This window comes from Empedobacter sp. UBA3239, from assembly GCF_002362875.1.
Lineage (GTDB): Bacteria > Bacteroidota > Bacteroidia > Flavobacteriales > Weeksellaceae > Empedobacter > Empedobacter falsenii_B.
Window position 1 is genome coordinate 53,613 of record NZ_DEVJ01000035.1, and the last position, 7,074, is coordinate 60,686.

Sequence of the window (7,074 nt, forward strand, 5' to 3'; positions counted from 1 at the left end):
TCAATAAAAAAGCGTTTGAGGAAATAAACTTCAAACGCTTTTTGCTTTTATAAAAGATCCTTTTATAGCTTTGGAATTGCTTCTATCAATTCTTTGGTATAGTTTGTTGTCGGATGCGCATAAACCTTGTCTGCATCGTTCAATTCTTTCATTTCTCCGTGTTGCATGACCAATAATTGATCACTCATATATTTTACAACCGCCAAATCGTGCGAAATAAATATATAGGTAAAACTAAACTCTGTTTTCAAATCATTTAATAAATTCAAGACTTGCGCCTGAACAGAAACATCCAACGCAGAAACAGATTCATCACAAATGATAAATTTAGGATTTAAAGCCAAAGCACGAGCAATCCCGATACGTTGACGTTGCCCACCAGAGAATTCGTGCGGATATTTGTTCAAATCTTGATCTGATAAACCCACTTTTTGTAAAAGAGATGAAGCCGTTTTTAATCGCTCAGCTTTATTCAGACCAATTTTATGCACTTGCATTGGTTCTGTAATAATTTGCGCAATGGTTTGGCGAGGGTTCAAACTTGAATATGGATCTTGGAAAATAATCTGAATTTCTCTTCTTAATTTACGAATTTGCTCTTTTTTTAGTTTCGTAATATCTATACCATTATAATAAATTTCGCCGGCAGTTGGTTTTTCTAATAACAAAACCGTTCTACTCAAAGTTGTTTTTCCAGAACCCGATTCGCCAACCAAGCCCATTGTTTCACCTGGATAAACTTTGAACGAGATATCATCGACAGCTTTTACATTCGGGATTGTAGCGTTTCCAAATAGAGTCGAAGGATAGAAATATTTCTTCAAGTTCTTAACCTCTAAAATTGGAGGATTTGCATAAATTTTTTCGTGAAAAGCTTCGCGTTCTTCTTCTGTATAGATTTCAGTTTTGAAATTTGGATTTTCTAAGAAATCTTTCACCGTAGGTAAACGTTTTGCGCGTTCATCCAATCGAGGTCGACAAGCAATTAGACCTTTTGTATAATTTTCTTTCGGATGATTAAAAATAGTTTCAACATTTCCTTGTTCTACAACATCACCACGAAACATCACCAAAACTTCTTCGCAAACATTTGCAATTACACCCAAATCGTGAGAAATAAACAACATGCTCATGTTATTTTTTTCTTGTAATTCTTTCAATAAATCTAACGTCGCTTTTTGCACCGTAACGTCCAAAGCTGTTGTTGGTTCGTCAGCAATCAATAATTTCGGCTCGCAAGAAATCGCCATTGCTATCATTACACGTTGCTTTTGTCCGCCAGATAATTCGTGCGGATAGGCTTTATAAATACGTTCGGGATTTGGTAATTTTACTTGTTCAAAAAGATGAAGAACTTTCTTTTTAGCTTCTTCTTTCGATAAATTTTGATGCAAACGAATCGCTTCTTCCACTTGTTCCCCGCAACGTAAACTTGGATTTAGAGAAGTCATTGGTTCTTGAAAAATCATTCCGATTTCATTTCCTCTTATTTTTTCCAGTTCTTTAGGCGAAAGTTTAAGCAAATCTATCATTTTATCATCTTGACGAAAAAGAATTTCACTTTTGGGATGAATAATTGCATTAGGAGACAATAAACCCATAATTGCCAATGAAGTTAACGACTTTCCAGAGCCAGATTCTCCAACAATTCCTAATGTATCGCCTTGTTCCACTTTGAAATTGATGTTATTCAAAACTTGTTTATCTCCAAAAGAAATCGATAAATTTTTGACCTCGATAATATAATGTAAATCTTGCTTTTGCATGGCAAATTGTTGCTTGGTAAATGAAGTGGAAATTTAGTGATTTTTAGTCATTTTCTCGAATCAATAATTTCTAAGATTTTGTATTTATAAATTTTGTAATTTTGCTACGAATCAAAACGTTGTGATTTTTAATTTTTTTTATTAATTTAGATGTGTTGATTTACTGACTTATAAAAACTTATAACAAGTCAGTCTTTTAAATTCGAAGAATGGATACATACTCCCAGATTTCGACATTGTTTTTAGTCGCTAATCACAATGTCGCCGATGAAATTTCTGTAGCAAAACTTTTGCTTACAATTTTCCTTGTTTTATTAAATGGTTTTTTCGTTGCAGCCGAGTTTGCAATTGTAAAAGTACGTTCGTCACAAATTGAAGTTAATCAAGATATTAATGAAAGAACTTCAAATGCAGCGAAACGAATTGTTAATCATTTAGATTCTTATCTTGCCGCAACACAGTTAGGTATTACATTAGCTTCGCTTGGTCTTGGTTGGGTTGGAGAAAGCTCTTTAACGCCTGTAATCGTAAAACTTTTTGAAGTAGTTGGTTTAACTTCTCCTTCATGGACAGCGATTGCGCATAATGTTGCGTTTCCAGCAGCTTTCGTTATCATTACAATTTTGCACATTGTTTTTGGCGAATTAGCACCGAAATCTATTGCGATTCAGTATCCAACAAAAACTACATTTACAGTAGCTTGGCCACTTCGTGCATTTTATTTTGTTTTCAAACCGCTTATTGTGTTAATGAATGGTTTGGCAAATGTAATTCTTCGTGCGATTGGAATTCATCCTATTCATGGAGGTGAAATTCACACAGAAGAAGAGTTGAAAATGATTATTACAGAGAGTTCTGAAGGTGGAGCTATTGAGGAGTCTGAGCGTAATTTAATTCAAAATGTGTTTGAGTTTGATGATCGTCGTGTGATGAATATTCAAACTTTACGAAAAAATGTTTCTGCGATTAATATTAATACTTCTGTAAAAGATGCGTTAGATTATGCGATTAACGAAGGTTATTCACGTTATCCCGTTTACGAAGAAGAATTTGATAATATAAAAGGTGTCATTTACGCAAAAGATTTAATCAAGCAATTGTTAGAAAATCCAAATCAAACTGAAATTGAAGGATTATTGCGTGAGCCAATTTTTATTTCAGAAAATGCGTTGATTAAAAATGTAATGAAACAATTTCAGAAAAAACATATGCAAATTGCAATTGTAACAAATGAAGTTGGTGAAGTTGCAGGGATTGTTTCGATGGAAGATATTTTGGAGGAATTGGTTGGAGAAATTCAAGACGAATATGATAACGAAGATCCAATTGTTTCTCGTGTTTCTGAAGGTGTTTATAATATAAATGCACACAATGCGATAAGCGATATTAATCGTTTAGTGCCGTTTAGATTTGAAGAAAGTGAACACTATGATACGTTGGCTGGATTGATTTCTGAATGTTATCCTGATAAAGAATTAACGGAAGGAGATTTGATTGATTTGGAAGAATATACAGGAACAATTATCAAAATGTACCGAAATTCTGTTGAACAAGTACAATTGAAAGTGAAAGATGAATTGATTGAAAACTTCCGCGATGAACCAGATTCAGCAGAAGATGATGAAAATTAATTATTAAAGATATAGAATAAAAAATCCGCTCATTGAGCGGATTTTTTTTTTTTATAAATCTTCTTTTCGTTGTAAAGGTTTATCGTAGCGCATTTTCCTGAAAACATTAATCAAGGTTACAACATCTTTTTCACAATAATCTTTGATGCGTTCGACATTGTTTTCATCGTAATAAACTCGCGCAACTTGCGAACCATCGATATCATCTTTTGGTGTTGGAATTTCGAAAACATTTGCCAATAAATCTAATGATGTAAAGTTCTTATAATCACCAAATTTCCATAACTCCATTGTGTCTAAATGCTGAACTTCCCATGGTTTTTTACCAAATAATTGCAAAATAGCTGGAATTTCAATTTGATTAATCATCATTCGGCGAGCGATGTACGGAAAATCGAATTCTTTTCCGTTGTGCGCACATAAAATATGATCAGGCTTGAAAAAGTTTTCAATTAGCATTGAATTAAAATCTTCTAACAATTTTTTCTCATCATGTCCATAAAAACTTTTGATGTGAATAAAAGAATCTTTAACAACAATTCCGACCGAAATACAAACTATTTTACCGAATTCAGCCATAATTCCAGCGCGTTCGTGATAAAATTCTTCAGGAGAAACTTCATTATTATTGCGCTGATAAGCCGTTTTCTTTTCCCAAAGCGCTTGTGTTCTTTCAGACAAAAGATTCCAATCATCGGTTTGTGGAACCGTTTCGATGTCTAAAAATAATATTTTACTGTATGGAATTCGTTGGATCATTTTCTTTCATTTTTTGATTAATTCGCATCGCTTCGTCTATCAATCGGTAAACATCGCCATCTGCAATGGGACGATTATTTGGCTGATCATTATGCGTTTTTCCAGTTCGAACAACAACTAATTTTTCTGAAGGAATTACAATGATACGTTGTCCCAAATGTCCTAACATTGCATAAAAAGGCGTTTTGTAATTGTAATCCATCCAAACTGAATAACCATAAATTTGTGACTCATTTGGTCCGAATGCTTTTTTGTTTGGTAAAACCATTTTCTGAACAAATACTGAATCTAAAATTTGTTTTCCGTACCAATTTCCATCATTCAATAATAATTGTCCAAGTTTGGCAAAATCTCGCGCTGTTGCATTGAAGCAACAATAGGTTTTCTCCATTCCTTTCGGATTATCTTTCGACCATTGTGCATCTAATTCCATACCCATTGGTTGCCAAAATTCTTCTTGAAAATATTGTGATAACGATTTATTTTTCAGCGCGCGTTCAATCACAATTCCTAATAATTGCGTGTCACTCGATTGATATTTGAAATATCCGCCAGGTTGAGAAACAAATTTTCGATCTAACATTTGTTTAACGATATCATCACCGTAATACGCTTTTGCAGTAGGATTGAGCGGAAAATAATAATCTTCGTCCCAATCATAACCAGAAGTCATCGCAGATAAATCGCCAACAGTACATTCAGCACCAAATTTATCATCTTTAAATTCGGGAATGAAATCTGTTATTTTTTGATCTAAATCTTTGATATAACCTTGATCAATCGCTTTTCCCAACATCATTGTCGTGAATGTTTTCGCCATCGAAAAAGAATTGGTAATATCATTTTGCGCATATCCATTAAAATAATATTCGCTCAAAATTTGATTATCTTTTATAATAACCAATCCAGCAGTTCCGAAATCGTTCATCTCTTTTTCGAAGTTAGCTGACAACGGAAATTGATTATAATCTAAATGTTGATGCCAAACTCGCGGTGCACCTGCCAAAATTACATTGTTATCAAAATCTTTGTAATCGTTGATATTGGCAGTGCTTTCACCTTTCATATAGGTTAATTTTACGCCACGAAAAATGTAGTCATTCCCTGTTGTATAAAGAATTAGGATTAATACACAAATGATTATGATGAACCATTTTATTATTTTCCAAAGTATTTTCATTTCAAAAATTTAGAATCTTTTACTAAAATAAGCTTTTACTATTAAATAATGTTAAAATTCTATCATTTCGGAATCATATTTGTTGAGTTATTGTGTATCTTTATACAAGAAAATTAAATCAAAAAAATAAATATTATGGCTTTTGAATTAGCAAAATTACCTTATGCATTTGATGCATTAGAACCTCATATTGACGCAAAAACAATGGAAATTCACCATGACAAACACCATGCTGCGTACACAAATAACTTGAATGCTGCTATTGAAGGAACTGATTTAGCAAACGCTACAATCGAAGAAATTTTAGCAAAAGGAACTGACAAACCAGCTGTTCGTAACAATGGTGGTGGTTTTTACAATCACAATTTATTCTGGGAAATTTTAACTCCAGGTGGTGCTAATCAACCAACTGCAGAAGTTGCTGATGCAATTAACGCTGCTTTTGGATCTTTTGAAGCTTTCAAAGATGAGTTTTCTAAAGCTGCTGCAACACGCTTTGGTTCTGGATGGGCTTGGTTAATCGTAAAAGATGGTAAATTAGTTGTAACATCAACTCCAAATCAAGATTCTACTTTGATGCCAGTTGCTGATGTACAAGGATTTCCAGTTTTAGGATTAGATGTTTGGGAACATGCTTATTACTTAAATTACCAAAACCGTCGTCCTGATTATATCGAGGCTTTCTTCTCTGTAATTAACTGGGATAAAGTTGCGGAAAGATTTGCATCTGCAAAATAATAAGGTTTAAAAAAATTAAACAATACAAGACTTGTGTAGAAATACGCAAGTCTTTTTTTATCTTTGAACTATGGGAGTAATTATTTTAGAAAATATAAAAATATATTCGAATCACGGATGTTTAGATGAAGAAGCGCGCATTGGTTCTGATTATTTGGTTGATTTGGAAGCGCATGCAGACTTTACGAAAGCAACAGAATCGGATGAATTGGTTGATGCTTTGGATTATGTTTCGTTAAATAAAATTGTGAAGGAAGAAGTAGGTATTCGTTCAAAACTTTTGGAACATGTTTGTAAAAGAGTGTTAGATCGTATAGGTCAAGAACTTACGAATGTCACGTATGCAAAAGTAAAATTATCAAAGCTGAATCCTCCTATTGGTGGGCATGTAGAAAAAGTGAGTGTTATTTTAGAAAAATCGTATTAAACTTTTTTTTTCTGAAATTATTGCTATATTTGCAGTCCAAAAGAACGGGAATGGTTCCTTGACCGAGAGGCTAGGTAGCGGTCTGCAAAACCGTCCACAGCGGTTCGAATCCGCTAGGAACCTCATAAGCTCTAATCAAATTGATTAGAGTTTTTTTTATTTTTATTCATTTACTTTTCTACAAAAAAAGCCTCACAATAGTTATCGAAAGGCTTTTAAATCTATCAACTATTAACTACCTGTGAGTAGTTATTACCTTATGCAATATTGCGAAACTAAGATGATTTCCTTTAAGATAAATACAGGGATTTGTTCGTTAAGAATTCAAAAATATTAAGATGGTTAAAGCAGCTATTATAATTAAAATAGAAACGATAACGACGTCTTTATAATTGATTGTTTTCGACCCAAATCCAACTTTCTTTGATTTACTTATCTTTTTAGATTGCATCAGAAGGATTTTTTAGTTGATACAAATATAGATTATAAATTTAATTGATTAAGAAGTTTATAATTAAATAATTGTAAAAATTACAATGTAATTATAAGGTAAATTTGTAACGTCCTGAAAAA

The 7,074-nt window shown here is 32.9% G+C and carries 6 protein-coding genes and 1 tRNA gene; 4 read left to right on the plus strand and 3 right to left on the minus strand.

All coding sequences use genetic code 11. From position 1 onward, the window contains the following. Positions 1-62: 62 nt before the first annotated feature. Entirely contained in the window at positions 63-1,799 is a 1,737-nt protein-coding gene (locus B4G36_RS04790) for an ABC transporter ATP-binding protein (protein WP_291062390.1), read from the minus strand. Between the two features lie 176 nt (positions 1,800-1,975). Here B4G36_RS04790 and B4G36_RS04795 point away from each other — a divergent pair, with 176 nt between their 5' ends. Beyond that, on the plus strand, positions 1,976-3,397 hold the full coding sequence (locus B4G36_RS04795; RefSeq protein ID WP_180905690.1) for a hemolysin family protein: 1,422 nt from the start codon (positions 1,976-1,978) through the stop codon (positions 3,395-3,397). A gap of 51 nt (positions 3,398-3,448) precedes the next feature. Here the strand turns inward: B4G36_RS04795 and B4G36_RS04800 are convergent, their stop codons facing one another. Both B4G36_RS04800 and B4G36_RS04805 read right to left on the minus strand, forming a co-directional pair. Continuing rightward, positions 3,449-4,156 (minus strand): 3'-5' exonuclease, encoded by a 708-nt coding sequence (locus B4G36_RS04800; RefSeq protein WP_291062384.1) that lies wholly within the window; start codon positions 4,154-4,156, stop codon positions 3,449-3,451. Next, the gene (locus B4G36_RS04805; protein ID WP_291062386.1) at positions 4,131-5,336 is read right to left on the minus strand and encodes a serine hydrolase domain-containing protein; all 1,206 of its coding nucleotides are present in this window, start codon (positions 5,334-5,336) and stop codon (positions 4,131-4,133) included. Before B4G36_RS04805 ends, B4G36_RS04800 begins: the two co-directional genes overlap by 26 nt. A gap of 135 nt (positions 5,337-5,471) precedes the next feature. Between B4G36_RS04805 and B4G36_RS04810 the strand changes: the two genes are divergently transcribed. The 3 genes from B4G36_RS04810 (at position 5,472) to B4G36_RS04820 (ending at position 6,624) form a co-directional block, all read left to right on the plus strand. Next, the gene (locus B4G36_RS04810; RefSeq protein WP_038334988.1) at positions 5,472-6,074 is read left to right on the plus strand and encodes a superoxide dismutase; all 603 of its coding nucleotides are present in this window, start codon (positions 5,472-5,474) and stop codon (positions 6,072-6,074) included. Positions 6,075-6,144: 70 nt separating this feature from the next. Next, entirely contained in the window at positions 6,145-6,501 is a 357-nt protein-coding gene (gene folB, locus B4G36_RS04815) for a dihydroneopterin aldolase (RefSeq protein WP_038334989.1), read from the plus strand. A 52-nt stretch (positions 6,502-6,553) separates the two neighbouring features. Continuing rightward, positions 6,554-6,624 (plus strand) — tRNA-Cys (locus B4G36_RS04820). Positions 6,625-7,074 lie beyond the last annotated feature (450 nt).

Excerpts from the sequence above, each read along its gene's own strand:
- B4G36_RS04795 (WP_180905690.1), top strand. The coding sequence starts at position 1,976 with ATGGATACATACTCCCAGATTTCGACATTGTTTTTAGTCGCTAATCAC.
- B4G36_RS04800 (WP_291062384.1), bottom strand. The coding sequence starts at position 4,156 with ATGATCCAACGAATTCCATACAGTAAAATATTATTTTTAGACATCGAA.
- B4G36_RS04805 (WP_291062386.1), bottom strand. The coding sequence starts at position 5,336 with ATGAAAATACTTTGGAAAATAATAAAATGGTTCATCATAATCATTTGT.
- B4G36_RS04810 (WP_038334988.1), top strand. The coding sequence starts at position 5,472 with ATGGCTTTTGAATTAGCAAAATTACCTTATGCATTTGATGCATTAGAA.
- folB (WP_038334989.1), top strand. The coding sequence starts at position 6,145 with ATGGGAGTAATTATTTTAGAAAATATAAAAATATATTCGAATCACGGA.